Genomic DNA, 23,685 nt, shown 5'->3' with positions numbered 1-23,685 from the left:
ACCGCTTCCTCCTGTACAGGTATTAATAATGAAAGCCTATATGCTTACGCTCTGTGCACTGGCTTTGCCAGCGCCTGCCCTTGCGACGGATACAACCTTAAGTGAAATTAACGCCCGACTGGAAAAGCTTGAGGCGGAATTAAAGCAGTCGCGAATACAATTACAAGATGCCAGCAGAAAAATTGATAATGCGGAAAAAAGAGCCGCCAGAGCCGAGCAAAATGCCGCTCGCGCAGAAGGGCGATTGCAAGCCGTTGAACAAAAAACCGATGCAGACCTTGCGTTAATCAAAAGTCAGTCAGCCGCTAGCACAGAAAAAAAAGACGATCGCTCGGAAATAACATTTGGCGGCTATGCGAGAACGGGGATATTGACCAGCAAAGGTACCACCAGCACCGTCGGCCCTTCTCTGACGCCAGCGGGAAGCACCGGGGGAAGCGTTGGTCGCCTTGGCAACGAATCCGACACCTACGTCACTGCTGACATCAACTATCGGCGTAAATATGACAATAATAGCCAGCTGCGTTATTACATGAAAATTGCCGAATGGGATAAAACCTATAATACCGACAGTTCATTTAATGGTCAGATGAACGTGCGTCAGGCGTTTGTGGAAATGAGCGACATGCCCTCGTTCAGCGGCGCATTCAAAAATGCCACGCTATGGGCCGGGAAACGTGAAGACCGGGATAATTTCGATATTCACTGGCTCGACTCCGACATGATGAATTTAATCGGTACCGGGGCCGGAATTTATGATGTGAACTTCTGGGGCGATATTAAGACCAACCTGGCGGTTTACGGACGTAACTTCAATGATATTGATACGATGGAGAACGTTGAATATAACAACATGACCGGGGCTGATAACACCTATATTCAGAATTATACCTTCTCGCTCAATAACCGCCTGGATAACTGGCAGTGGATGGTCAACGGTCTTTACTCGCAGGATAACGATAAGCGGATTAACGACGGACTGGCCACAGATAAAGCCGCCTCGCGTGGCTTTAACACCATGCTGGCTTATCATGGCGACAGTTTCTATGGCCTGCGCCCCGGCCTGACTAAAACGGTGCTGCTTTATGGCCGCGCGCTAGGTGCGGAAGTGCGCGGGCCGGGTTCCGACGGCTACCTGATTGACCCGGCCTGGACGGTGAAATTTGCCTCTTACGGCATTACTTCGCTCACCGATAGCCTGAGCCTCGCGCCCCTGGTCGTCGCTCAGAGCAGTAATAATCGCTATATCGATTCCGACCATTACGACTGGGTGACGCTTAATGCCAGAGTGATCCAGCAAATTAACCAAAACTTCGCGCTGCAATATGAGACCAGCTATCAATATATGGATATCGATCCGAAAGGCTTTAACGGCAATAAAGCCGCCAGCGGCAGTTATTACAAGCTCACCTTTGCCCCGACCTTTAAAATGCAGAACGTGACGGACTTTTTTGAACGCCCGGAAATTCGCTTCTTTGCGACATGGATGACCTGGGATAAATCGCTGGATAATTACTCTTCCACCGATACCTTCGGCAGCGCTGGCTACCATGGCGCCGGGACGCTCTTCTTCGGCGCTCAGCTCGAAACGTGGTTCTAAAATCGGCTCCTCTTCTGACTAAACTTCGGAAGAGGAGTCTCTGAATTGGCCTCTATCACCATTTTCGACCACACTAAATCTGCGTAAGGACAGCGAATCTATGTAACATCAACACAACAGCGGGTCATTCCAGATGAAAAAAATTGCCATCATCGGCGCGGGGCCTACCGGAATTTATACCCTGTTTGCACTCCTTAAACACCACGAACCGCTGGACGTATCGATTTATGAGCAAGCCCATGAAGCGGGCGTGGGCATGCCCTACAGTGATGAAGAAAACTCACGCATGATGCTGGCGAATATCGCCAGCATTGAGATCCCGCCTATTCTGTGCACCTACATCGAGTGGCTAAAAGCCCAGGACAAGGCGCACCTTGCGCGCTATGGCGTAGATTATGACGCTTTGCATGATCGTCAATTTTTGCCGCGTATCCTGCTAGGCGAATACTTTCGCGACCAGTTTATTGGGCTGGTTGCGCAAGCTAAAGAACGAGGCTTTCGGGTGCAGGTTCATGAATCCTGCGCTGTCACCGACCTGCAGGCCACCGCGCAAGGCGTCAGGCTGTGGGCCGAAGGCGAGCAAACAGCAGACGTTTTCAGTCTCGCAGTAATCGCCACCGGCCACGTGTGGCCTGCGCAAGAGGAGTCGACCCGAACTTATTTTCCCAGCCCGTGGTCTGGCCTGATGGAAGCCAACATTCCGCCCTGTCGGGTGGGGATTATGGGCACCTCGCTCAGCGGGATTGATGCAGCAATGGCCGTCGTCGTTCAGCATGGCAGATTTACTGATTCGGACGATGGAGCGCTGACCTTCAGGCTGGATGATGACAGCAAGGCGCTCAATATTGTGTTGATGTCCCGCTCCGGCATTCTGCCCGAAGCCGATTTTTACTGCCCTATTCCCTGGGAGCCACTGCATATCGTCAGCGAAAGTGCGATCGAAAAAGAGATCGCAGCGGGTGCCGACGGCTTACTCGACCGGGTATTTCAGTTGATGGCGCAGGAAATCAAACTGGCCGACCCGTGCTGGAGCGAGAACATCGCCCTTAACGCGCTGGACGCCGACAGCTTCAGCGAGGCGTGGTTTCAAAAACGCCAGCAGCGCAATCCATTTCACTGGGCGCGGGCGAATCTCGACGAAGTTGAACGTCATAAGCGAGAGCGTTATACCGTGCCCTGGCGCTACGTTATTTTGCGGCTACACGAAGCCGTTCAGGAGATGGTTCCGCATCTCAACGATCGGGACCGCGAGCGCTTCAGCCGGGGCCTCGCCCGGGTGTTTATTGACTGTTACGCCGCCATTCCCTCCGAGTCTATTCGCCGGCTACTGGCGCTGCGCGAAGCCGGCATCATCAGCATTCTCGCTCTGGGGGCGGATTATGAGTTATCAGTTGAGCAAGATAAAACGCAGATTATTAGCCACGATAACCGCTATATCTATGATGTGTTTATCGATGCGCGGGGGCAGAAACCTCTCAAAACTACCGATCTCCCCTTTCCACATTTAAGAAAGCAATTACTGGCGACCGGCGATGATATTCCCGACGTCGGGGACGACTACACCTTGCAGGAACCGGCTGAGGTGCGTGGGCGCATTGCGTTTGGCGCAATCCCCTGGTTGATGCATGACCAGCCGTTTGTCCAGGGCATCACCGCCTGTGCAGAAATCGGCACGGCGATAGCAAAAGCAATATCGCAACCGGCGAGCCGCTCACGCAGGCGTTTGCCGTTGATTGACCTTTAATTTATCCGCCGTCGGAGGACGGCGGCTTTTGGTTAGGGTAATAGAGGTAGCAACCCGGAAACAACTGGCACCAGGCTTGTAAAACACAAATCAAACCTGCTGATATTTGTGCTTTACAGGCCGGGCGAGGGGCAGCCACCTGACAACAATAGGCACACTATCTCAAACAAGTGAGTTCATCAGCCTCGGCGGATTAGCGCTTTTCAGGCCGGGGATGATAAGGATCTTTTTTATGATCTTCGCTGTCGTCTCTTTTGCGTGGGATTTCCCCCTGCTCGCGCGGGTCTTCTTTCGCCGGATGCCGCCCCTGCTTATCGGGATCGGCTGGATTGTGAACAGACATAGGTTTCTCCTGTATGCGCTATCGCCTCGGGACCACTTTTATTTCCCGCAGTCCCCCGATTAATATTCAGTTTGTCTCATAAAGTCTGATCGCTAATATCTATTTTCACAACTGCAATAATTCGCGAATCGTCCGAGAATAATATTATTCATTTCACTCTTAGCGGCTTAAATATATCCAACCCCTGATAAAACCCGACCTGAATATTCCATGCAGCTTCGATAGAATAGTCCTAAAATTCACAACACCTCTGCGCCGTCACAATTCAAAAAAATTTCCCGGCAATCAGTGAATTACCGTCAATCATTCAGTGAATTAACAAAATGAAAGCGTTCATTTATTCACCACTTGAGTTTTATGCGCTGCCTGAGGGCCTATCCTTAACCCTTTACCACGAGGAGGTCAGTATGAGCGACGACGCTAAAAATACCGCGAAGTATCCCCGTCCCCCCTTTATTGAGCAGCCACAATCGCCGCCGGGTTTAGCCGAAGAGATGAAACCAGCGCCGGACCACGGCGAATTGAGCTATGTCGGATCCGAACGCCTGGCGGGTAAACGAGCGCTAATTACCGGCGGTGATTCCGGGATTGGCCGGGCGGTGGCTATCGCCTTTGCCCGAGAAGGCGCGGATGTCGCGATAAACTACCTGCCGGAGGAAGAATCTGACGCTGAAACCGTCATCGCCCTGATCCAGGCTGAAGGACGCAAAGCCGTGCCCATTCCTGGTGATATTCGCAGCGAATCTTTCTGTGAAGCCCTGGTGGAGCAAGCCGCCAGCGAACTCGGTGGGCTGGATATTCTGGTCAATAACGCCGGACGCCAGCAGTATTGTGAATCGCTGGAAGATCTCTCAACTGAGGATTTTGACGCCACCTTTAAAACCAACGTCTATGCGGCCTTCTGGATAACCAAAGCAGCCCTGCGTCACCTTAAAAAACACAGCGCCATTATTAATACCTCATCAGTGCAGGCCTTTAAGCCAAGCCCCATTCTGCTGGATTATGCGCAAACTAAAGCCAGCCTGGTGGCATTTACCAAATCTCTCGCTAAGCAGCTGGGTCCGAAAGGGATTCGGGTCAATGCCGTTGCGCCCGGTCCTTACTGGACGGTGCTGCAATCCAGCGGCGGGCAGCCTGATGAGAAGGTGCGCCAGTTTGGTGCCGATACCCCTCTGGGTCGCCCTGGCCAGCCGGTGGAGATTGCCCCGTTGTACGTCACCCTCGCCTCTGACGCCTGTTCCTTCACTTCCGGCCAGGTCTGGTGCTCGGACGGCGGCGACGGCGTGCTATAAGCCGGATGCAATGGAGCGCTCACGAAGCAGCGCTCCGTTATGGATACGCAGAAAAAATGAAGTTTGACAGGCAAGGGATACCGAACAGGAAGGCGTGACTCACAGGGCCTCCGTGCCCTGAAAAGAGAGATTTACTCGAAGAAAACGTCCGGATTTTCCGACAGCGAAACGAAGTTTTTGCTGTTTTTATCCAGCGCACGAATATCACCGCTTTCAATATCGTAGAACCAGCCGTGCAGACGCAGGGTATTGTCGCGCAGGCCAACGGCGACCGACGGATGGGTTTTGATATTATTCAACTGGGCGATGACGTTTTCCTGCACCATCCCATTCACCTTATCGGTCTCATTCGCCCAGGTCTTTTTATCAACCACCGCTTTGGCCGCATCGGAATAATGCAACCAATGGGAAACTGCGGGCATCGTATCCAGACACTGACAGGTCGCGATCGCTTTCATCGCTCCGCAGTTGGAGTGGCCGCAAATTACAATATCGGTCACGCCCAGGGCGACGACAGCGTACTCGATAGTGGCGGAAACCCCACCCGGCTCCGGTCCGAAAGAGGGAACGATATTACCGGCATTTCGAATAACAAACAGCTGTCCCGGATCCTGCTGAGTCACCAGCTCCGGCACCAGGCGGCTATCCGAACAGGAGATGAACAGCGCTTTGGGATTCTGGCTGGACGCCAGGCTGCGGAAGAGCTCTTTACGTTGCGGGAAGATCTCTTTTTGGAAGTTGAGGAAGCCCTCAATGATATGTTGCATAGCAGTGTCTCTTTTCTCTGTTTTAATGACGATATGACAAAGATCACATTTAGCCAGTGTATCACTGAAGAGCAGAATGGGAATCGTTATTCGAAAATGGCCTTAAGAACGCACTCAAATTGCCGATACAAAGCGTGGTGACATTGCGGCAAAGATTGTTTATTTTTTCACTAGAAAACAATTATGAGCGAAGGTCATTGATGACTTCGGCACTAAACATTAATCGGGAGCGTTTATGTTTTTATCCAGCCTGATGGCCATTGCCGCGGTCCTTATCGTGGGCGTGATAAGCCCGGGACCGAGCTTTATTTACGTCGCCCGCAATGCGGTGGCCCGTTCACGCCTTCATGGCCTGGTCACCGCGCTGGGGACCGGTACCGGCGCAGCTATCTTTTCGATTATGGCAATGATGGGTTTACAGAAGTTTTTGACGGCGGTACCAGAGATGTTTATCGGCCTGAAGGTTGCCGGTGGCCTGTATCTGTTGTGGTTAGGCTATAAAATCTATCGCGGCGCAGCGCAGCCGATGGACTTCGCCGCCGGGGGCATGGCTGCAGAACAGTCGCTGTTGAAAACCTTCCGCGACGGTCTTTATACCCAGCTCAGCAACCCGAAAACGGCGCTGGTCTTCGCCTCTATTTTTACCGCCCTGCTGCCAGAGCACATCCCGGTAGCCTTTTACTATATCGTACCGCTGATGAGCTTTCTGATTGATGTCAGCTGGTATTCACTGGTGGCTCTGGTGCTCTCTTCCGCCCGGCCGCGCAGCGTCTATCTGCGTCTGAAGCACAAAATCGATATCGTCACCGCCACGGTATTGGGTGCGCTGGGATTGCGCCTGATAGCGGCTTCGCTGTCGAAATAACCTCATGGCCCGAGCGCACTCGCCGCTCGGGCTAGCGCTTCCCGCTTAAACGGTGTAAATACGAATATCGTGCTCGCGGAACGCATCGCTATATTCACGACTGACATTCTCTTCCACCACCAGCACATCAATGTCGCCGCTTTCGACCACCACAAAGCGCGCCACCGCGGGGATCTTATCCGAAGTCAGGCCCACGATGATTTCGCTGCACTGCTTAATAACCGCTTTTTTAAACTCACAGTCGGGAAAATCAAATCCCGTGAGACCAGACTCCGGAGCCATAGCGCAGCCGCCGATAAAGCCCTGATCAAACAACATCCCCTGGACCTGCGCCACGGCGGATGCCCCCACGCAGCCGCCGGTAGCCCGTTGGATCTGGCCGCCCAGCATCACCACGTCATACAGCGGTTTCTTGAGCAGCACCGCGGCGATCTCCGGAGAATTGGTCACTACCGTTAGCGCCAGCTCAACAGGCAGCGCCTCCGCCATCGCCAGATTAGTGGTGCCGGTGTCGATAAAAATGCAGCCGCCGGGCTTAACCAGCCTTGCGCACTTCTGCGCGATCCTGCTTTTTATCGCCGTATTCTTATCCTTGCGCTCGCTGTAGTCACCCGACTCAGGCAGAGTCATAACCGCCCCACCGTAAACCTTCTTGCAAAAACCCTCTTTGCTAAGTTCATGTAAATCACGGCGAATTGTGTGTTCTGATACGCTCAGGCGGCTGGCCAGCTCAGCGCAAACCACCCTACCGTTTTCTTGCAGGATCTGGCAAATCAACGCTTGTCGTTGTTTAGGGAAAGCAGCATAATCGAGCACAATAACTCCTGGTAAATCTTTATCGAGCAACAAAGTGCATGATCGTGCATTCTGTCCCTGACTGTCAACACACCGTGTGAAGAGGTTTGAAATGAAAATTGCCCATATCGCCCTATGGACCCGCCAGCTTGAGCAACAGGCCCGTTTTTGGGTGTCGTTTTTTGAAGGCGAAATAAATGAAAAGTATTGCAGCCAGACTAACCTCGGGTTTGAATCTTACTTTGTCAAAATCGGTGATGATATAGCCATTGAACTGATGACCAAACCGGGTCTGAGCGAGCTGAAACCGGATAATAACCACACCGGTTGGGTTCATCTGGCGATAAGCGTTGACGGCGCGCAGAGAGTCGATGCGCTGGCTAAACGCGCCGAAGCGCAAGGTATCCTGGTCTCTGCTCCGCGTACTACCGGCGACGGTTATTACGAAGCGGTTATCAAAGACCCTGATGGCAACCTGATTGAAATCGTCGCATAGTGTGGGACAAATGCTAAAAAGGAGATGCCCGTGGCCAACTATCGCGTGATCGATAAACAAAGCTGGCCGCGAAAAGATCATTTTGATTTTTATCGCGGTTTTGCCAATCCCAGTTTTAACCTCTGCGTGCCCTTAGAAGCACAGCGGTTATACGAGTGCGCAAAAGACCGCGACGTCTCTTTCTTCCAACTGGCACTCTACGCGCTGGTTCGCGCGGCAAACGGGGTACCACAGCTTAAACAGCGCCTGCTGGGCGACGATATTATCGAATATGATGAACTGGCGGTGATGACGCCGGTGATGACTGCTCAGGAAGGGTTCCGCCAGGTATGGTGCGACAACGCCGCCGATTTTAGCACCTTCAGCCGGGCAGCGACCCCGAGCATTAATGCCGCCAAACACACCGCTCCGGCTCCGCTCATTGTCAAAGGCGAGAACTTTTTCTGCGCCAGCTGCCTGCCGTGGCTGCATTTCAGCGCGATTACCCACGCTGAATACTATGTTGGCGCGGCGGTTCCCGCCCTCACCTGGGGTAAGCTAAAAAACGGCATCATCCCGGTAGCAGGCAAGTTTAATCATGCTTTTGTCGACGGCCTGCACGCCAGCCGCTTCTTCGCACGAGTAGAAGAAGGCTTTGCTGAACCCGACACGCTGTGGCAGCCACAATAGAGGGATATGATGAGCAAAACGCTAACCGGCGGCTGCCTGTGCGGCTATATTCGCTTCAGCGCCGTTAACCCAGTCAGCCCGCACAGCTGTTCTTGCGATATGTGTCAGAAACATACCGGTGCTCAGACGGCAGTGTGGCTGGAGTTCACAGCCAAAGACGTCAACTGGACCGGCGATGGCGGCGCGCCAGCAACATGGCGCTCGTCACAGAACACCTGCCGCGCCTTTTGCCCGCGTTGCGGCAGTTCACTGGGGGCCATTGATGACGGCCCGGTTATCGCCCTGCTGACCGGCGCGTTCGACCAGCCTGATGATAAAACCTTTGCCCCTGAGTTCCACTCATTTGAGGACATGAAGCCGTCATGGTGGCGGCAGATATGCCCTGATGCCGAATAATGATTAACCGGCTACCAGGCCAATCGGCTGGTAGCCCTGCCATTCTGGTTTCGGAGCCACACCTTTGGCGTTGGGCGTGAGATGGAGATACCAGTCGCCAACCTTTTCCAACAGTAGGCAATCATCCACTTCTTTAAGATTGTCTTTATGCTGCTGATCGACACCACAAAGCAGCTTTTGCAACGCTTTGTGCTTCGCGTCTTTCACATCATGTGCGACAAAAAGATCGAATTCATGTAACTCCGCCAGCGTGTCCGGGCGATAGCCACCAGCATTCACAAAAAATAACTTCACATCACTGGATGACGGTTCTTTTGCCAGCGTCACGTCATAACCATCAGCCCAGCTAATACGGCTGTAGCCATCAACATGAATTTTATCCGCATCACCAAACCACGCCTGACGTAACGCAGGCCAGGCCGCCTCCGGCGTCTCTGCCACCACAAACTGAATATCATGCACTTCAATATTCGATTTCCCTGCATTGCCGCCAACATAAAACATAAACAAGTTCACATTACGCTCCCTGGGCCATTCACCTTCGTTATGTACAATACTATATAGCGTTTTCTACGCGTATCCTACTTGTATCACTGGTTTCAGGGGAGAAGTAAAAAGTAACTTAGTGCCTCATAAGGGACAATATGGTGAATAAAACGCTAATAGAAGGTCTGTGCTGTGCGGTTCAGCCCGCTCCCCGGCTCAGCATTGCCTGAGCCGGGATTTATAATTTAAACCTGCGCCTCTTCACACTGGCTCTCTTCGTGAAGGTATTGTTTATCCAGCACCTTGATGAACGGTAAATAGATAGCAGTGGCGATAACCAGATTAACCGCTTGTAACACTACGCCTGAAATACCGGTAGTCAGAAAGCCGGAAATAAATATTGGCGTAGTCCAGGGAATAGAAATACCGGAAGTCGGCGGCACCCAACCTATCGCGATAACAATATACGTCAGCGTACAAAGGACAATCGGCGTGACCAGGAACGGAATCAGCATCAGCGGATTCAGTACTATCGGCAAACCGAAAATAATCGGTTCATTGATGTTAAATATCGCTGCCGGAGCCGCAAGTTTCGACAGCTGCTTTAATCGCGTACTTTTGGCAACCAGCCAAATAGCGATCAGCAATGCGCCGGTAAACCCCGTCCCGCCAGCAATTAAATATACATCTCTGAACTGCTGAGTGATGATATTGGTGGCCGCTAATCCCCCCTGCGTCTGCGCCAGATTTTGTGCGCTGAGCGTTTGCCAAATCGGCCCCATCACCGAGGTCACAATCGAATCACCATGAATCCCAAAGAACCAAAACAGGCTAATCAACATCTCGGCAATCAATTGTGAAAAAATCGAGTTGCCCAGATATAACAGCGGTTCTTGCAGCATCACGCTGATAAATTTGCCCGGCGTGCCAAAATGCGTAGCTTCAAACAGCACCTTGACGATTATCCAGAACAGCAGAACAATCAGAATAGGCACCAGCGATTTAAACGACTTAGCAATTTCAGACGGTACGCTCGCGGGCATCTTAATAGTAAAAGTTCTGTTTTCAAGAAACTCGATCATCTTGATGGTGACCACCGTGACGATAATCCCTAAAAACATCGACTCAGAGCTAAAATCGACCAGCGCATACGCAGCTGAAACAATTTCACCTGAATCGATGGTAATACTCCCTGGCGACATTAAGAAAAAGATAGCGATTGGCAAAATAGCGGTGCTTTGGCTCAGCTTGAGCTTTTCAACCAGTTCTTTTGAAAACGTCACAATCACTAATAGCGTCATCAATCCATAGCTGGCATTAATACCGTAATTGAGTTTATCTAACGTCCCCTTCCCTAATAGCGAAGTCATAAATTCGCTATAACCCGGGACAGGGAAATTGGTCAGTAAAAGAAAAAAGGAACCGACAATCAAAAAAGGTATCAGAGCAATGAATGCACTTTTTAGTGCCGACAAATAGATGTTTGACGATATTTTCTCAGCTAATGGCAACATCCTTTGTTCGAGTAAAGAGGTTATGCTCATAGGCAGTTATCCTTGCAGATCTTTTGTAATATAGTAATGAACCTGAGGGAATTTTTTAATATAAACGGCGGGTATATTGGTATTGAGTGCATCACCATTGACAATATCCTGATAGACGCCTTTTTTGTTTTCGTTGTTAATAATCACAATCACTTTTTTAGCTTTAACGATCTTATTCAGGCCCACGGTGATGCCTTCGGTCAGGGTCACATCGCCAGAAAAATATTTGCTACTGGCGACCTTAATGGTGATGTCATCCAGTTCGGTCTGCAGATAGTCTGCATCAAACGTCACGCCGGGTTCGTTCAAGCCAATGTGCCCGTTCATTCCCACACCCAGAATGACATAATCAAATTCCTGCTCCTCCAGAGCCGCGTTATACATGGCGATATTCTGTTCCATCGCGGCAAAAGGATCGAAATGCACCAACTTCACCGGATGCTGGCACTTATGTACAAAATCCGCGTTAATCATGCTCAGACAACTACCGTCCAGATCGCTTGGGACGTTGACCCACTCGTCGAGAGCAAAAAAAGTATGGTCTTTGGCAATAGTGGTTGCTGCCAGGGCATCATATATCCAACACGGCGTACTTCCTGACGGAATCAAGATACGTGAATTCGGCTTAAGCTCGGCTAACTCGCTAACTACCTGCGCGGCAAGCGCAGGGTTATTGCTAAAGGTTGTTGTTTTCATCAGAAAGCTCCCGCGATTAAAGTGATTCAATTTTTTTGGCGAACAGCGGTAAATACTTTTTATTGGCCAGCAGCATCTCTTTGACTAATTCAATGCCGCGGTTATCGCTTGAGCATAAGGGGTTAAATACAAACGCAGATATGAGTGTGGAGTAATCGCCAGTCGCCGCGGCCTTAACCACCTGAGCCTCATAATCTTTCATCATTGAAACAATCCCTTTGGCTGGCGAAGGAATTTCGCCGGTACAAATCGGTATTGGTCCGTTGCGGGTCAGCACGCAATTCACTTCAACCACCGCATCGAACGGTAAATTGGTGATGGCGCCATTATTACGCACGTTGACCGCCTGGATGCTTTTATCATCCAGATAAATAGCCCGAATGACATTTAATGCGGCAGTGGAATAGAGCGCCCCACCTCTGGCCTCCAGCTCTTTAGGTTTCTCCTGCAAGGATTCGTCACTGTATTTTTTAAACAGTTCAGTTTCAATATTTTTAACCACTTCTCCACGCGACAGTTCAGCCGCATTCTGCTCAGCAAGCAGCTCTTCCGTTTTGATGTAATACTTCAAATATGAAGAGGGAATAAGATTAGTGGCGGATAACAACTCGTGATTAAACTGCTCGTTATTCACGTTTTTGAAGCCAAGTTCGTCAACATCAGAAGCGTTCATAATATCAATCACTTTATCAATGCACTCTTCGCCTTTATGAAGAATTTTGGTGATAAAGTTCATGTGATTGGAACCTTTAAACTCAACGTATAGATCATCCACATTGACGTTCAGCAGCTCGGCGACTTTATGCGTCATATTGATAGGGCCATTACACAGCCCGATAACCCGATGATTGTTACTGTATTTCAGGACGGCTTCCGTGACCATTGAGGCAGGATTGGTGAAGTTAATCAGCCAGGCGTCAGGGCAGATTTCCTTCATCTCGTTAGCAATCTCAATGATCACCGGGATGGTGCGCAAGGCTTTAAACATACCGCCCGCGCCGTTCGTTTCCTGACCAATGAAACCGTATGACTTCGGTAGCGCTTCATCAATGATTCTGGCGTCGATGCCCCCTACGCGTAGTTGCGTAATGACGAAATCAGCGCCTAGCAGCGCCGCTTTACGATCGAATGTCTGGGTGACTTCAATCGCTAAACCGACTTTCGCCAGCATCCGTTGGGTCAGTTGGAAAATGATATTCATTTTCTCTTTCCCCATCTCCACATCAACGAAGTCAATATGCGAAATAGGGAGTTGCGCATGATTTTTTATCACCCCTTCAATCAATTCCGGCGTATAGCTACTCCCTGCCCCAATCACCACCAGCTTAACTTTTTTCATGAGTCTTCTACCTTAGAATTGAATTTTAGCGACACTTTCCTGACGTTTGATAAATGGAAAAGCATGATATCGACGATCGCTACCTGAATCGGGTAGCTAATATTTTCAAATACGCTGTCTTTTATAATCGCGTTTTTATAGATCAATACGGCATCGGCCTGACGAGCTAGCGTAGAATTTTGCCGACTGGTGATCGCCGCTACCTTGACCCCATGTTTTCTGGCGTTAGACATTATCTCGTCTAACATCTCCGACTCACCGCTATTTGACACAATTAACACGCAGTCGTCAGGGGTAAGAAAGCGGCTACGCACGTTGCAATTGGTATAATCCGTTTCGTTAAGAATATTAAAACCGAGCACCATCAGGTTATAGCTGACGTAGCGGGCAACGCTGTCCGACGTCCCGTATCCCCAGGTAATAATCGTATTGCAGCCGCATAAAAAATCACAAAATGCTTGTACTTTTTTCTCTGAGACCCGGGTTAAGGCATCCTGTACTTCCTGCATATACTGACTAACAAATGCATGATGCTGCTGGGAGCTATTGGACATCGAGAAAGCATCACGAATATCAACCTTAAACTCCTGATAGTTGTTGAAGCCTAATTTTTTCACCAGTTTTGAAATTGACGGCGCGGTGGTATATACGCGCTCCGCCAGCTCATGAATTCGCATTTCATAAACGTCTGCGGGGTTCTCCTGACAGAATTTGTAAATTCTAAGCTCATTGCTGGTTAAATCTTTGCGCATGAGGTGTACCTCTACGTAAATGCTGAGCGTGCACAGCATTGGCTTTCGAAAAAAATCTTAACAAGTTAATGTCGGAAATAGATTTTATGTTTTAGAAATTAATTTCCGTGATCCAGGTTATAAATTTCCTTAAGAAGACTTTTCCTGTCACCGTTTTACAGGCAGGGAGATCGCTGAAATTGCGTTCAGTAGCCTGTGCAACAAGCACAAAAAATCCGCAAACGGGTTAACGTTTGCGGATTCTGACTTCACCATGAGGTGGTTCAGTGATTTATAACCGGTAAGCGCTACTCTTCCAGCGCGTAAGCGATAATATCATCACCAACGTCCGGCGAGTGGCTGGCGCCGCCTGCGGAGATCACCACATACTCTTTCCCGGTCTTCGGTGACTTATAGATAAGCGGAGCCGCCACGGCACCTACCGGCAGACGGGCGCGCCACAGCTCTTTACCGGTCGAGGAATCCAGCGCGCGCAGGTAGTTATCCTGAGTCCCGGCAAAGAACACCAGCCCGGAAGCGGTTGAAGTCGGGCCACCCAGCGTTGGCATACCCAATGGGATATGCAGGTGCGTTTTCAGGCCCAGAGGACCGGTATCCTCAACCGACCCCATCGGCACCTGCCACATCAACTGACGGGTGTTGAGGTCAATCGCGCTCATGGTGCCAAACGGCGGCGTATTGCACGGCACGCCCAGCGCCGATTGCAAAATGTCGATCCGCACGCCGCCGTAAGGCCCGGCAACCTGCGGACGCACGGTGCCCATAAAGCCCGGAACTTCGTCGGTGGAGACTTTATATTTCGCCATATCCTCCTGACGCACCAGCGACATTCTCAGAGGCATCCGCATGTCGTTGACGAACAGCGTACCGGTGCGCTCATCGATGGTGATACCACCCCAGTTCATACCGCCCAGCAGACTAGGCCATTCAATATAGGGCTTCTCTGACGGCGGAGTGTACATCCCCAGATACGTCGATTCTTTGAAGTCGATACGGCACATCAACTGATCAAACGGCGTGACGCCCCACATCGATTTCTCGGTCAGCGGCTCAACGCCCAACTGCGGCATTCCGGTGGAGAACGGTTGAGTCGCCGAGAGATGCTCACCTTCTGCGCCATCGTGAGCAACAGGCAGCTCTTCCACGCGGGTCACCGGCTTACCCGTCCGACGATCAAGGACGTAAATCTGCCCGGTTTTGGTCGTCTGGATCAGAACCGGAATCTCTTCGCCCTTGTCGTTTTTCATATGGAACAGCACCGGCTGCGATGGCAGGTCATAGTCCCAGATATCGTGATGCACGGTCTGGAAGACCCACTTTGTCTCCCCGGTGCTGGCATCCACCGCCACGACGGATGAGCCGTATTTCTCTTTAGCCTCGTTGCGATCGCCGCCCCAGTAATCTGGCGGGCCGTTACCGGTTGGTAGATAAATCAGGTTCAGCTCTTTATCAAAACCCGGTACCGTCCAGACGTTCGGCGTTTCGAGGGTGTAGACACGACCTTTTTCCGGGTCGGTAATGTTTTCCGGCTGGCCCACGTCCCAGGCCCAGACCACTTTACCGGTACGCACGTCAAATGCGCGCACCACGCCAGACGGCTCGCCGTGAACAATATCGCGCACCCAGCCGCCAAGCACCGCAATGTGCCCCATGATCACCGGCGTTGAGGTCGGGTGATAGCGCTTGCTGTTTTCGGTATTGTCCATGCCCTGTTTCAGATCAACGCTGCCGTGGTCGCCAAAGTCATCGCACAGTTCGCCGGTTTTGGCGTTCAGCGCGATCAAGCGTGCATCAACGGTAGAGATCAGAATACGTTGCGGGCACTGTTGCAACGCCGGACTGGACTTCTCTTCCACACTCAGCGAATCGTCGCTCTGCACATCGTAATAACCCACGCCGCGGCAGGTCACGTGTTCAGCAGTCTGCGCCTGCGGGTCAAAACGCCAGCGCGGTTTGCCGGTATCCGCATCCAGCGCGGTGACAACGTTTAGCGGCGTGCAAGAGTACAGCGTGTCGCCAATTTGCAGCGGAGTATTTTCATCGACGCCAATCCCGGCACCGGTAAGACGCCGTCCGGTATGCGCGGTCCAGGCCACCTTCAGGTTTTTGACGTTCTCCGGGGTGATGTCATCGTACGGCGCGAAGCGGGTACCGGACGCATCGCGACCAAAGAATTCCCAGTTATCGCTTTTCGACGCCAGCGTTGGCGTTTTGTCATTGCTCGCTTTTACCACCCCGTTATGAATGCCACCGTGCGGGTAAAACGCCGACACCAGCGTCGCCAGCAGTGCGAGGAAAATCGCCGACGCGCTCCAGTTGGCGTAGCGCACCCGAGCGCGTTTCACCGGCAGCGTGGTCGCTAGCCACAGCGCCAACATCAGCATCAGCGCCGGAACCACCAGGCGTGGGATCAGGCCCCAGTAGCTGAACTGCACTTCATACAGTGCCCAGCACAGGGTTAACAGGAAAGTCAGAATAGCGAAAGGGAGAACATATTTACTGCGGGTGATAAAGCCGACGGCGATAAGCAGATAAGCCACACCGGCTAGCAGATACCAGGCGCTACCGCCAAGAGAGAGGAGTTTGCCGCCCCAGATAGTGAAAAAAAGCCCTATGCCAAAGCTTAGGAGTACAAAGAGTAACCGGTAGACGGTGAAGAAAATCCCTCTCCCGCTACCTTGTCGTTCGTCCATATTTCATCCCATACGACGTCAGTCGAAAAAACCAAAACATTTATTTTAAACAGTGCCTTATCGAGATGATAAAAGCACAGACCGCATATCATGTTGGTTGGACGCTCCAGACCAGAGCGAAGAACGTAAGAAATCATATGCATTTGTAAATGTTATGTAAAATTATACAGCATTAAATGTTTAAAATTTTTTAATTTATAAAAGTAAGTTGATAGGATGTGGAGTTATAACAGCAGATCGAGAGCGCGGGGTTTGCCGCAGTGGTGATCCAGGCGGCGCAGATTAGTCTGTTTACGAGATCATCTTTTCCAGTACTACATGAGCCATTTTCCAGCAAATAACTCAGCAGACAGCATAGCATCAATCCCGATTTCTGACGTAATACAGGTTTAAGTGCTTCCTTTATCTCATGACCTCCGTACCACCGCCCCATAGATGCTTATATTTGCTGGGAGGCATACCAACAACTTGTTTAAATATTCTATGAAAATTATGTACATTTTCGTAACCGACCATACCGGAAATGTCGCTGACGCTATGGTCACTGCTTAATAAAAGTGATTGTGCCTCCCCTATCCGACGGCGAATAAGATACTGTTTAGGTGAGTGACCGGTATAAGCCTTAAAACTATGGCTCAGATAAAAACGATTCATCCCCATCTCGTCGGTCATAGTTTCGAGACTAATATTATTCATATAGTGCTCATCGATAAAGCGCTTTACGCGCAGGCCAAGGCTCATTTCCGGTGTCCCCATTTGTCGCTCCTGCGTCATAAATAAATTTCGACACAAAATCGTTATTGCATTCAAAAGACTCTGAGCAATGGCACTGTAGTTCGATTTTTTCTGATAACACTGAATAGCTAAAGTTTCAAAGAGCATTTTCAGACTGGTATCTTGCTCTGCGGATGAAACTACCGCGTCCTGAAGATTATCAATAAGATGGTTATCAGGAAGCCCGGCCAAACGCAATCCCTTAATTCCGCAACTGTATATCAGAGAGTCCGGACTAAGATGCGGCCTTTCCTCATGCACCACACCCTCATTAAAAACCATGATATCCCCTTGTCGCGCCAGATAGACGCGATCTCCGATACTATAATCCCCGCTTCCTCTAGCAATATACATTAACTCCATGCGCTCATTATGCTTATGCATCACCCTGGGAATCGCCGACTCCTCTCCTTCGGTTTTACAAACAAAAAGGAGTCGTGGCAGATGTCCGGAAACAAATTCAGGGTAATTAATATGTTCATCAAGACAATACATCATCATATTTGTTTGCGCCCTTTAGTCATACGATCATGTGAATCAAGCCCGGTCGTTTCTCAAACCAATGTCCCATACTTATCAATGAATAACCAGTTCTAAAACGGGTACAGCATCGCCCCGTTTTCTATAGTCGCGGCGCTATTAATCTACCTTATTTATGACTTTGACCGGCAATATCCGCAGGGCGGCCGATCGCAGCCTCATGATCATATTCACGGAACATGACTTCAATCTCCTCAAGGGTTTTTCCTTTCGTTTCCGGAAAGAATTTTTTCATAAAGACAATCGCCACCACACCAATACAAGCAAAGGCCAGAAAGGTCCCTGATAAACCAAATCCTTCTAGCATCATGGGGAACGTGAGACCAATAAAAAAATTGGTCATCCAGAAGAAAAAGACGCTGACGCCCATCCCTGCACCACGCATACGCAGAGGGAAGATCTCGGACAGAGTGACCCATAAGACCGGACCAATGGCACCCTGCATAAATGCAAGAAAAATAACGGTAAGGGTCAAAACAACATACGGCAACAAGGGATGATTACCCAACAATGACGTAGCAACTGAAATAAGCAAGAGTATGCTGGTCGTCCCTGTTAGGCCTGTAAGCATCATTGGGCGACGACCCACTTTATCTAACAACCAAATTCCCGCAAATGTTGATAAAACAGAGATCAAACCAAAGGCTGTATTACCAATCAAAGCAGCCGACGTTTCCAGTCCCGCATCACGTAAAATCTCGGTACCAAAATACATGATAGAATTGATACCCGTTGTTTGTGAAAATACGCCTACAGCAATGCCGATGATCAGAATACGGCGAACCCAGGGAGTATTGAGTTCACTCCAATGGAATTTATTACGACCGGAGACTTCCTCTACTGCCTTTTGAATATTATAAAGCTCAATCTCTGCAGTATAAGGGTCGCGGATTTTATTCAGAACGGCAATTGCCTGCTGATTTTTTCCTTTCGCCACCAACCAACGCGGGCTTTCTGGCATCTTCAACATCCCGAAGAAAAGGCAAAGCGCCGGAAGCATAGCTAATGAAATCATATATCGCCAGACATGCTCATTCTCGCCTAATGTAATACCAAGAACCGCATTGGTCACAAACGCAATTAGCACGCCGCCGCAGATCATTAGTTCATTCCACGTCACCATCCGCCCGCGGCTGTGCGCTGGGGCCATTTCTGCCAGATACGTAGGCACCGTGACGGATGCACCACCAACGGCAAAACCTAAGGCAAAACGGCTAATCATCATGGTAATAATATCTGGCGAAAGCGAACATCCTAACGTTGAAAAGAAAAAAAGCACTGCTAAAAAAATAATATTCTTCCGCCTGCCAACATAATCAGATAGCTTTCCACCCAATACACCACCAATTGCGGCCCCCATTAATAAAGCGCTGGTGATTAATCCTGTGGTCAATGATGTTAAGCCCAGACTTTTCGCCATATAGGGTAAAGCACCATTAATGACCCCGACATCATAACCAAATAGCAATCCGCCAAAGGTGGCAATGACAATAATTTTTCGCATATAAGATTTATGCTTACTCTGTTCTGCCTGGTTAAACATAAGAATAATTCCTGATATGTAGGGTAAATTATCGGAGCAGAGAGTTTCCTCTCTGCTTAATACCGGGCAAAATCCATAAGAAATTAGAAACGCACGGGTAATGCTTCTTTTAACACTTGGGTCGCTTTCATTAAGGCAGTCAGTGGATCCATCGTGAGATCTTCATTCTCCAACGTCACATTGCCTTTAAATCCTCCCATACTCAAAACGGAGAAAAACTCTTTCCACCACGAAACATCATGCCCATGACCCAACCCAACATAGTTCCATGAGCGCTCCGCTGTCCGGTCAAAAAATTTAGTTTCAAAGGTGCCGTTAATCTCAGCCATCCCTCGCTCTATACGCGTATCTTTGGCGTGAACATGATAAACCGCATCCCCCAAAAATCTTGCCGCTCGAATAGGATCGCCCCCCATCCACAGAAGATGGCTGGGATCAAAGTTCATACCCACCATCACTCCCACCTCTGCACGCAACTTCATAAGCGTTTCGGGGTTATAAACCAGGTGTGAAGCATGGTTTTCAATGGCGATTCTTTCTATCCCATGTTCAGATGCTTGTTTAACCATACGTTGCCAATACGGTAAGGCTACATCGTTCCATTGCCATTCAAGAATTTGCATATTCTCTAACGGCCAACAGGTTGTTATCCAGTTAGGCGTCGTTTCTTCAGGACCGCCCCCCGGTAGCCCTGACATCATCACGATCTCTTTCACATCAAGAAGCTCAGCCAGACGGAACGTTTTTTACACCACATCATGGTGCCGTCTGCCGGTTTCCCCCGGAGCCAACTGGTTGCCTGAACAGTTCAGAGCGCAGATGCTTATCTGATGTTCTTCCAAAACCGTACGCATTTCTTCGCGCGCGACAGCGCTGGATAATAATTTTTCCAGATTGAGATGCGGTGCCTGGGACCAGTTCCCGGTAGCCAGTTCTAATGTCTGAAAACCCAATCCCGCAGCCGTTTTCACCATTTCATTAAATGGTATATAACCGAGACAATCGGTAACTAAACCTAATTTCATAGCACCTCCGTTAAAATTAAATAATCGTTTTTCCACCAGCAATAGTCATCGATGTTCCGGTGATATAATTCGCCCCATCGCTGCTGAGAAATAACATAAACTCGGCGATCTCTTCTGCTTTAGCCAAACGCTGCATCGGCACCTGAGCCATAAGCTGTTTCTCATATTCATCCGGAGACTTACCCTCTACAAGACTTCTTTTTTGTAAAACCTCACGTAGCATTTCGGTATCAACATAACCGGGGCAAACGCTATTCACGGAGATACCGTACTCCGCCAATTCCAGAGCATGAACCTGAGTTAAAGCATTTAATCCTGCTTTAGAAGCACAGTATGGACCATTACCAACCTCCCCTATTTTGGACGCCTGGGAGGAAACAGAAACGATCTTGCCATTCTTCACACCCTGTTCGATCATGTTCCTGGCGACCATGGTACTGAGTAAAAAAATAGATTTGAGGTTGACATTAAATACGCGTTGCCACTCATCCTCTGTCAAATCTTTAAGTAATTTAGAGACTGAAATCCCAGCACAGTTAGCCAGAACGTCTACTTTTTTATATTTTGCTTCAATTTTCAAAAAAGCAGCATTCAGCTCTGCGGCTGATGCAACATTGACAGCCAGTGGCAAAACGCTAACGCCATAAGACTCAACCTCATGGGCCACCCGCTCAATCGCTTCTTTATCTAAATCAATTAATACAACATCGGCACCACATGCAGCGTATTTAATCGCTACAGCTTTACCGATACCACGTGCGGCTCCTGTTACGACACATACTTTTCCGGTCAAATCTTTATTGTTCATACTGATTCTCACTTAAATAATTGAAAATAACACTTGAGTTAGTCGCAATCTTAGTTTTGCGTCACTGCAATTAACTTATGAGATATAAATAATGCAGAAAAAAGCGTTGCGTCAATTAACAAGAATAGAAATGAGAAGAACTTCACAACTAAATATTAAAAACCACTAAGTTAAGCAAATTAAGTGATAAGCATCACCTTAAAGCAAAAAATGACACTTGAAATTATTAACTTAGCGCGCTCGCAAGAATATCATTTAGCGATTCACATGTTCAATGCGCAAGTTTTAATACTCCGCGAATGAATGCCGACTGTTTATTTAACATATGAGTACTGACGAAATGAGCGGTTAAAATGGAATTGAATTCAGCGATAAAATTATTGCTGATGAGCCTGTGATAACCTCAAATCGCAATGAAGCCATTCATAATGGTATAAAAATTAAAGAGTTACCTAAAACCATGTATATTGAGTGGTTTGTTTCCATTTCGCATATCAACCTAATCGTCCCCTTCTTTTCCTGTTGACAATATCCGGAATCAGGGATAGAGCTTAAGGGATTACACATCATAACGGATGGCATATTACACCAACTCAATCTATTGTACCCAAAGGCCCCTTTTACTGATGTAAAACTGAAAATACAGCAAGATTTCATACTCTAGCGAAATTGCGTCCCACGTCTTCAGCAAATTCTGTTTTAATATAGGCATTTTATAATCGCGGATTTCCAGGAAGATAAGATGCCTTTGATGTTAAATTCTGCTTTACACTCTAATTGCCGGCAAGCAATCAATTTCCTACGATTAACCGACGTTGTGGTTCACGCCAATCTCGCGTAGTGAAGTGGCAAGATCCATCTGCGCCAGCTCTTTCAAGCCTTCTCGCTTGATAAACTGACTACGATGCTTGCTCTTGACCTCTTCCAGGCTTTTCTTTATCTCAGTCGGCGGTAATTTATACCAGCCGCGATGATGCTTCACGCCGCCTATTTCCAGCCACAGCTCAGAATAGCTGGTTTTTACTCTGTCACACTTAACATGGTAATGGCTGTCGATAGCATAAATGTCGTTGATATTATAATGAGCTAAAAAACCGTACAGCAGAGTGATAATTAAATTTTTCGGTCGAGTACCATAAAGTTCTTTGGTCAGTACTTTGACCTCTTCATTATCAATATCTTTCCCTCCCTGGATACCGCCGATATAGGCACGGCCATCTTCGGTACAGGAAAAACAGATGCTGTAAACGCGTTTATCGTCCAGGAACATTAATAGCATCAGTTCCCCTTCTTCCTGAAAAGGCGACGCCAGCAGCTTCACTTCAATACTGGATCCGTTTTTCAGGGGAATGGCGATCATCGAACGACCAAACGCCGCCACATCATACAGCTGCGGCAATACCTCAGGGCGGAAGGTTTTCTCTATAAAATTCAAAGCACCATAAGCGATGTCGAGCTTCGCCCTTTTTGACATTTTCTTGTTTAGATAAGCTTTAAAAGGTTTATCCTCAAAGCTAACCAGCCCCTGCGTTGCACCGGTTAATTTAGAACAAGCGTATTTTTCACATAGAGCCTGATACTCCTTGTATTTACCTCCGGTTAAAGGTATCTCTCTGCATTTACGTAATACCTTTTTATATTTGAGTTTAACATGACAAATGACTTTATTATTTTTCCGCCATTCTTTGATGGCGGCTACTGCTGTTGTCGATACCATTGACTAAGATCCATAGATACATCCATAACCGCAGCGATATTAACATAATCCCCGCAAGTCAATGTTTAAACCAACATTCGTTGTCGTTTCGTTTAATAAAAATACCCGTCATACTTCAAGCTGCATGTGCGTTGGCTGCGCTCACTCACCCCAGTCACTTACTTTAGTAAGCTCCTGGGGATTCGCTCCCTTGCCGCCTTCCTGCAACTCGAATTATTTAGAGTATAGTATTCTAATAATTGATATCTGGTTATCAATTATCATTGGCGATCGTCCTACTATTTTATCCGTTGAAACCGCATCAAATAGCGCCAGCGCTTACCGGTATGTGCTGTCCACTCTCATGCCGGGTGCATCCGCTGACCGATTTACCTATACTTGCTTACGGTCAAAACTGAACTTAAATGGGTAACTCATGGAAATTGATCTCGACAACCTGGTTTTTAGCGGCCTGGAAGAAGCGCAAGAACGTAACGCTGAACGCCTTGAAGATGCTGACAAAAAAGCCCAGGCAATCGTTGCCGACGACGACTGCGGCGATGCCTGCAAAATCTAATTGCAAAACCGGCAGCCCTGCCGGTTTTTTTATCTCCCCTATCGCCGATCGGACACGGTAAAAAAACTTCTATTGTTCGCCAATAAGAAGAAAAATTTCCTCCGAATCCTCTGTTTTACAGACTTAACTAGCAACTTTTTTCTCTGCCGAGTGCGCTAATATTCCCACTATCGTTCCTGCCGGTCGCATTGACAAACGCGGCCCACAGGCGCACATCAACGTCGAGAAATCACGCCATCGCTCGA

At 48.9% G+C, this 23,685-nt stretch carries 23 protein-coding genes; 8 read left to right on the top strand and 15 right to left on the bottom strand.

Features of this window, described 5'->3' with window-relative positions; all coding sequences use genetic code 11:
- The first annotated feature begins 28 nt into the window (after positions 1-28).
- Both ACMYSL_RS12995 and ACMYSL_RS12990 read left to right on the top strand, forming a co-directional pair.
- The gene (locus ACMYSL_RS12995) at positions 29-1,600 is read left to right on the top strand and encodes a carbohydrate porin (protein ID WP_304259603.1); all 1,572 of its coding nucleotides are present in this window, start codon (positions 29-31) and stop codon (positions 1,598-1,600) included.
- A gap of 133 nt (positions 1,601-1,733) precedes the next feature.
- The gene (locus ACMYSL_RS12990; RefSeq protein WP_182239217.1) at positions 1,734-3,344 is read left to right on the top strand and encodes an FAD-NAD(P)-binding protein; all 1,611 of its coding nucleotides are present in this window, start codon (positions 1,734-1,736) and stop codon (positions 3,342-3,344) included.
- A gap of 193 nt (positions 3,345-3,537) precedes the next feature.
- Here ACMYSL_RS12990 and ACMYSL_RS12985 read toward each other — a convergent pair whose 3' ends face one another.
- Complete coding sequence (locus ACMYSL_RS12985) at positions 3,538-3,687, bottom strand: hypothetical protein (RefSeq protein ID WP_182239220.1); 150 nt, start codon at positions 3,685-3,687, stop codon at positions 3,538-3,540.
- Positions 3,688-4,094: 407 nt separating this feature from the next.
- Between ACMYSL_RS12985 and ACMYSL_RS12980 the strand changes: the two genes are divergently transcribed.
- Complete coding sequence (locus ACMYSL_RS12980) at positions 4,095-4,979, top strand: SDR family oxidoreductase (RefSeq protein WP_182239222.1); 885 nt, start codon at positions 4,095-4,097, stop codon at positions 4,977-4,979.
- Between the two features lie 131 nt (positions 4,980-5,110).
- Here ACMYSL_RS12980 and ACMYSL_RS12975 read toward each other — a convergent pair whose 3' ends face one another.
- Complete coding sequence (locus ACMYSL_RS12975) at positions 5,111-5,746, bottom strand: carbonic anhydrase (RefSeq protein WP_110273955.1); 636 nt, start codon at positions 5,744-5,746, stop codon at positions 5,111-5,113.
- Positions 5,747-5,981: 235 nt separating this feature from the next.
- Between ACMYSL_RS12975 and ACMYSL_RS12970 the strand changes: the two genes are divergently transcribed.
- Positions 5,982-6,611, top strand: a complete 630-nt coding sequence (locus tag ACMYSL_RS12970; RefSeq protein WP_434663335.1) for a LysE family translocator — start codon at positions 5,982-5,984, stop codon at positions 6,609-6,611.
- A gap of 45 nt (positions 6,612-6,656) precedes the next feature.
- Here ACMYSL_RS12970 and ACMYSL_RS12965 read toward each other — a convergent pair whose 3' ends face one another.
- Positions 6,657-7,427, bottom strand: coding sequence for a DeoR/GlpR family DNA-binding transcription regulator (locus ACMYSL_RS12965; protein WP_434663332.1), 771 nt, complete (start codon positions 7,425-7,427; stop codon positions 6,657-6,659).
- Positions 7,428-7,518: 91 nt separating this feature from the next.
- Between ACMYSL_RS12965 and ACMYSL_RS12960 the strand changes: the two genes are divergently transcribed.
- Genes ACMYSL_RS12960 through ACMYSL_RS12950 form a run of 3 tightly spaced genes read left to right on the top strand, consistent with a single transcriptional unit; the run spans position 7,519 to position 8,967 of the window.
- Positions 7,519-7,902 (top strand): VOC family protein, encoded by a 384-nt coding sequence (locus tag ACMYSL_RS12960; protein ID WP_181485985.1) that lies wholly within the window; start codon positions 7,519-7,521, stop codon positions 7,900-7,902.
- Positions 7,903-7,932: 30 nt separating this feature from the next.
- Complete coding sequence (locus ACMYSL_RS12955) at positions 7,933-8,571, top strand: CatA-like O-acetyltransferase, family 1 (RefSeq protein WP_434663330.1); 639 nt, start codon at positions 7,933-7,935, stop codon at positions 8,569-8,571.
- Positions 8,572-8,580: 9 nt separating this feature from the next.
- On the top strand, positions 8,581-8,967 hold the full coding sequence (locus ACMYSL_RS12950; protein WP_434664061.1) for a GFA family protein: 387 nt from the start codon (positions 8,581-8,583) through the stop codon (positions 8,965-8,967).
- A 3-nt stretch (positions 8,968-8,970) separates the two neighbouring features.
- Here the strand turns inward: ACMYSL_RS12950 and ACMYSL_RS12945 are convergent, their stop codons facing one another.
- From ACMYSL_RS12945 to ACMYSL_RS12890, 12 genes are all read right to left on the bottom strand, one after another.
- Positions 8,971-9,483, bottom strand: coding sequence for a DUF1543 domain-containing protein (locus ACMYSL_RS12945; RefSeq protein WP_182239230.1), 513 nt, complete (start codon positions 9,481-9,483; stop codon positions 8,971-8,973).
- Positions 9,484-9,698: 215 nt separating this feature from the next.
- Entirely contained in the window at positions 9,699-10,967 is a 1,269-nt protein-coding gene (locus ACMYSL_RS12940; RefSeq protein WP_434664060.1) for a PTS sugar transporter subunit IIC, read from the bottom strand.
- Between the two features lie 36 nt (positions 10,968-11,003).
- On the bottom strand, positions 11,004-11,693 hold the full coding sequence (locus ACMYSL_RS12935) for a 6-phosphogluconolactonase (protein WP_434663328.1): 690 nt from the start codon (positions 11,691-11,693) through the stop codon (positions 11,004-11,006).
- A gap of 16 nt (positions 11,694-11,709) precedes the next feature.
- A complete protein-coding gene (locus ACMYSL_RS12930; protein WP_434663326.1) occupies positions 11,710-13,032 on the bottom strand; it encodes a 6-phospho-beta-glucosidase in 1,323 nt (440 codons plus the stop codon).
- The gene (locus ACMYSL_RS12925; RefSeq protein WP_182239239.1) at positions 13,029-13,784 is read right to left on the bottom strand and encodes a MurR/RpiR family transcriptional regulator; all 756 of its coding nucleotides are present in this window, start codon (positions 13,782-13,784) and stop codon (positions 13,029-13,031) included. Before ACMYSL_RS12925 ends, ACMYSL_RS12930 begins: the two co-directional genes overlap by 4 nt.
- 287 nt (positions 13,785-14,071) lie before the next feature.
- A complete protein-coding gene (locus tag ACMYSL_RS12920) occupies positions 14,072-16,477 on the bottom strand; it encodes a membrane-bound PQQ-dependent dehydrogenase, glucose/quinate/shikimate family (RefSeq protein ID WP_434663322.1) in 2,406 nt (801 codons plus the stop codon).
- 402 nt (positions 16,478-16,879) lie between these two features.
- Positions 16,880-17,752 carry an AraC family transcriptional regulator gene (locus tag ACMYSL_RS12915; RefSeq protein WP_434663320.1) on the bottom strand — a complete coding sequence of 291 codons (873 nt, stop codon included), beginning with the start codon at positions 17,750-17,752 and terminating at the stop codon, positions 16,880-16,882.
- A gap of 148 nt (positions 17,753-17,900) precedes the next feature.
- Positions 17,901-19,334: a sugar porter family MFS transporter gene (locus tag ACMYSL_RS12910; protein ID WP_434663318.1), complete on the bottom strand. Its 1,434-nt coding sequence runs from the start codon at positions 19,332-19,334 to the stop codon at positions 17,901-17,903.
- Between the two features lie 83 nt (positions 19,335-19,417).
- Positions 19,418-20,050, bottom strand: coding sequence for a sugar phosphate isomerase/epimerase family protein (locus ACMYSL_RS12905; RefSeq protein ID WP_434663315.1), 633 nt, complete (start codon positions 20,048-20,050; stop codon positions 19,418-19,420).
- A 30-nt stretch (positions 20,051-20,080) separates the two neighbouring features.
- Positions 20,081-20,359, bottom strand: a complete 279-nt coding sequence (locus tag ACMYSL_RS12900) for a hypothetical protein (protein WP_434663312.1) — start codon at positions 20,357-20,359, stop codon at positions 20,081-20,083.
- Positions 20,360-20,375: 16 nt separating this feature from the next.
- Entirely contained in the window at positions 20,376-21,167 is a 792-nt protein-coding gene (locus tag ACMYSL_RS12895; RefSeq protein ID WP_434663310.1) for an SDR family NAD(P)-dependent oxidoreductase, read from the bottom strand.
- An 805-nt stretch (positions 21,168-21,972) separates the two neighbouring features.
- On the bottom strand, positions 21,973-22,884 hold the full coding sequence (locus tag ACMYSL_RS12890) for a DUF535 family protein (protein ID WP_434663307.1): 912 nt from the start codon (positions 22,882-22,884) through the stop codon (positions 21,973-21,975).
- Between the two features lie 415 nt (positions 22,885-23,299).
- On the opposite strand from ACMYSL_RS12890, the gene ACMYSL_RS12885 reads away from it, so the two are divergent.
- The gene (locus ACMYSL_RS12885) at positions 23,300-23,440 is read left to right on the top strand and encodes a hypothetical protein (RefSeq protein WP_004102786.1); all 141 of its coding nucleotides are present in this window, start codon (positions 23,300-23,302) and stop codon (positions 23,438-23,440) included.
- Positions 23,441-23,685: the final 245 nt, after the last annotated feature.

Source organism: Klebsiella sp. MISC125 (genome assembly GCF_051131775.1).
Classification (GTDB): domain Bacteria; phylum Pseudomonadota; class Gammaproteobacteria; order Enterobacterales; family Enterobacteriaceae; genus Klebsiella.
The sequence above is the reverse complement of the archived record's forward strand: the minus strand, read 5'-3'. Positions and strand labels throughout refer to the sequence as shown.

What these genes read in the sequence shown, in the direction of transcription:
- ACMYSL_RS12990 (WP_182239217.1), top strand. Translation starts at nt 1,734, where the DNA reads ATGAAAAAAATTGCCATCATCGGCGCGGGGCCTACCGGAATTTATACC.
- ACMYSL_RS12980 (WP_182239222.1), top strand. Translation starts at nt 4,095, where the DNA reads ATGAGCGACGACGCTAAAAATACCGCGAAGTATCCCCGTCCCCCCTTT.
- ACMYSL_RS12910 (WP_434663318.1), bottom strand. Translation starts at nt 19,334, where the DNA reads ATGTTTAACCAGGCAGAACAGAGTAAGCATAAATCTTATATGCGAAAA.
- ACMYSL_RS12895 (WP_434663310.1), bottom strand. Translation starts at nt 21,167, where the DNA reads ATGAACAATAAAGATTTGACCGGAAAAGTATGTGTCGTAACAGGAGCC.
- ACMYSL_RS12900 (WP_434663312.1), bottom strand. Translation starts at nt 20,359, where the DNA reads ATGAAATTAGGTTTAGTTACCGATTGTCTCGGTTATATACCATTTAAT.
- ACMYSL_RS12925 (WP_182239239.1), bottom strand. Translation starts at nt 13,784, where the DNA reads ATGCGCAAAGATTTAACCAGCAATGAGCTTAGAATTTACAAATTCTGT.
- ACMYSL_RS12950 (WP_434664061.1), top strand. Translation starts at nt 8,581, where the DNA reads ATGAGCAAAACGCTAACCGGCGGCTGCCTGTGCGGCTATATTCGCTTC.
- ACMYSL_RS12940 (WP_434664060.1), bottom strand. Translation starts at nt 10,967, where the DNA reads ATGTTGCCATTAGCTGAGAAAATATCGTCAAACATCTATTTGTCGGCA.
- ACMYSL_RS12920 (WP_434663322.1), bottom strand. Translation starts at nt 16,477, where the DNA reads ATGGACGAACGACAAGGTAGCGGGAGAGGGATTTTCTTCACCGTCTAC.
- ACMYSL_RS12975 (WP_110273955.1), bottom strand. Translation starts at nt 5,746, where the DNA reads ATGCAACATATCATTGAGGGCTTCCTCAACTTCCAAAAAGAGATCTTC.
- ACMYSL_RS12960 (WP_181485985.1), top strand. Translation starts at nt 7,519, where the DNA reads ATGAAAATTGCCCATATCGCCCTATGGACCCGCCAGCTTGAGCAACAG.
- ACMYSL_RS12930 (WP_434663326.1), bottom strand. Translation starts at nt 13,032, where the DNA reads ATGAAAAAAGTTAAGCTGGTGGTGATTGGGGCAGGGAGTAGCTATACG.
- ACMYSL_RS12985 (WP_182239220.1), bottom strand. Translation starts at nt 3,687, where the DNA reads ATGTCTGTTCACAATCCAGCCGATCCCGATAAGCAGGGGCGGCATCCG.
- ACMYSL_RS12915 (WP_434663320.1), bottom strand. Translation starts at nt 17,752, where the DNA reads ATGATGATGTATTGTCTTGATGAACATATTAATTACCCTGAATTTGTT.
- ACMYSL_RS12970 (WP_434663335.1), top strand. Translation starts at nt 5,982, where the DNA reads ATGTTTTTATCCAGCCTGATGGCCATTGCCGCGGTCCTTATCGTGGGC.
- ACMYSL_RS12885 (WP_004102786.1), top strand. Translation starts at nt 23,300, where the DNA reads ATGGAAATTGATCTCGACAACCTGGTTTTTAGCGGCCTGGAAGAAGCG.
- ACMYSL_RS12890 (WP_434663307.1), bottom strand. Translation starts at nt 22,884, where the DNA reads ATGGTATCGACAACAGCAGTAGCCGCCATCAAAGAATGGCGGAAAAAT.
- ACMYSL_RS12995 (WP_304259603.1), top strand. Translation starts at nt 29, where the DNA reads ATGAAAGCCTATATGCTTACGCTCTGTGCACTGGCTTTGCCAGCGCCT.
- ACMYSL_RS12935 (WP_434663328.1), bottom strand. Translation starts at nt 11,693, where the DNA reads ATGAAAACAACAACCTTTAGCAATAACCCTGCGCTTGCCGCGCAGGTA.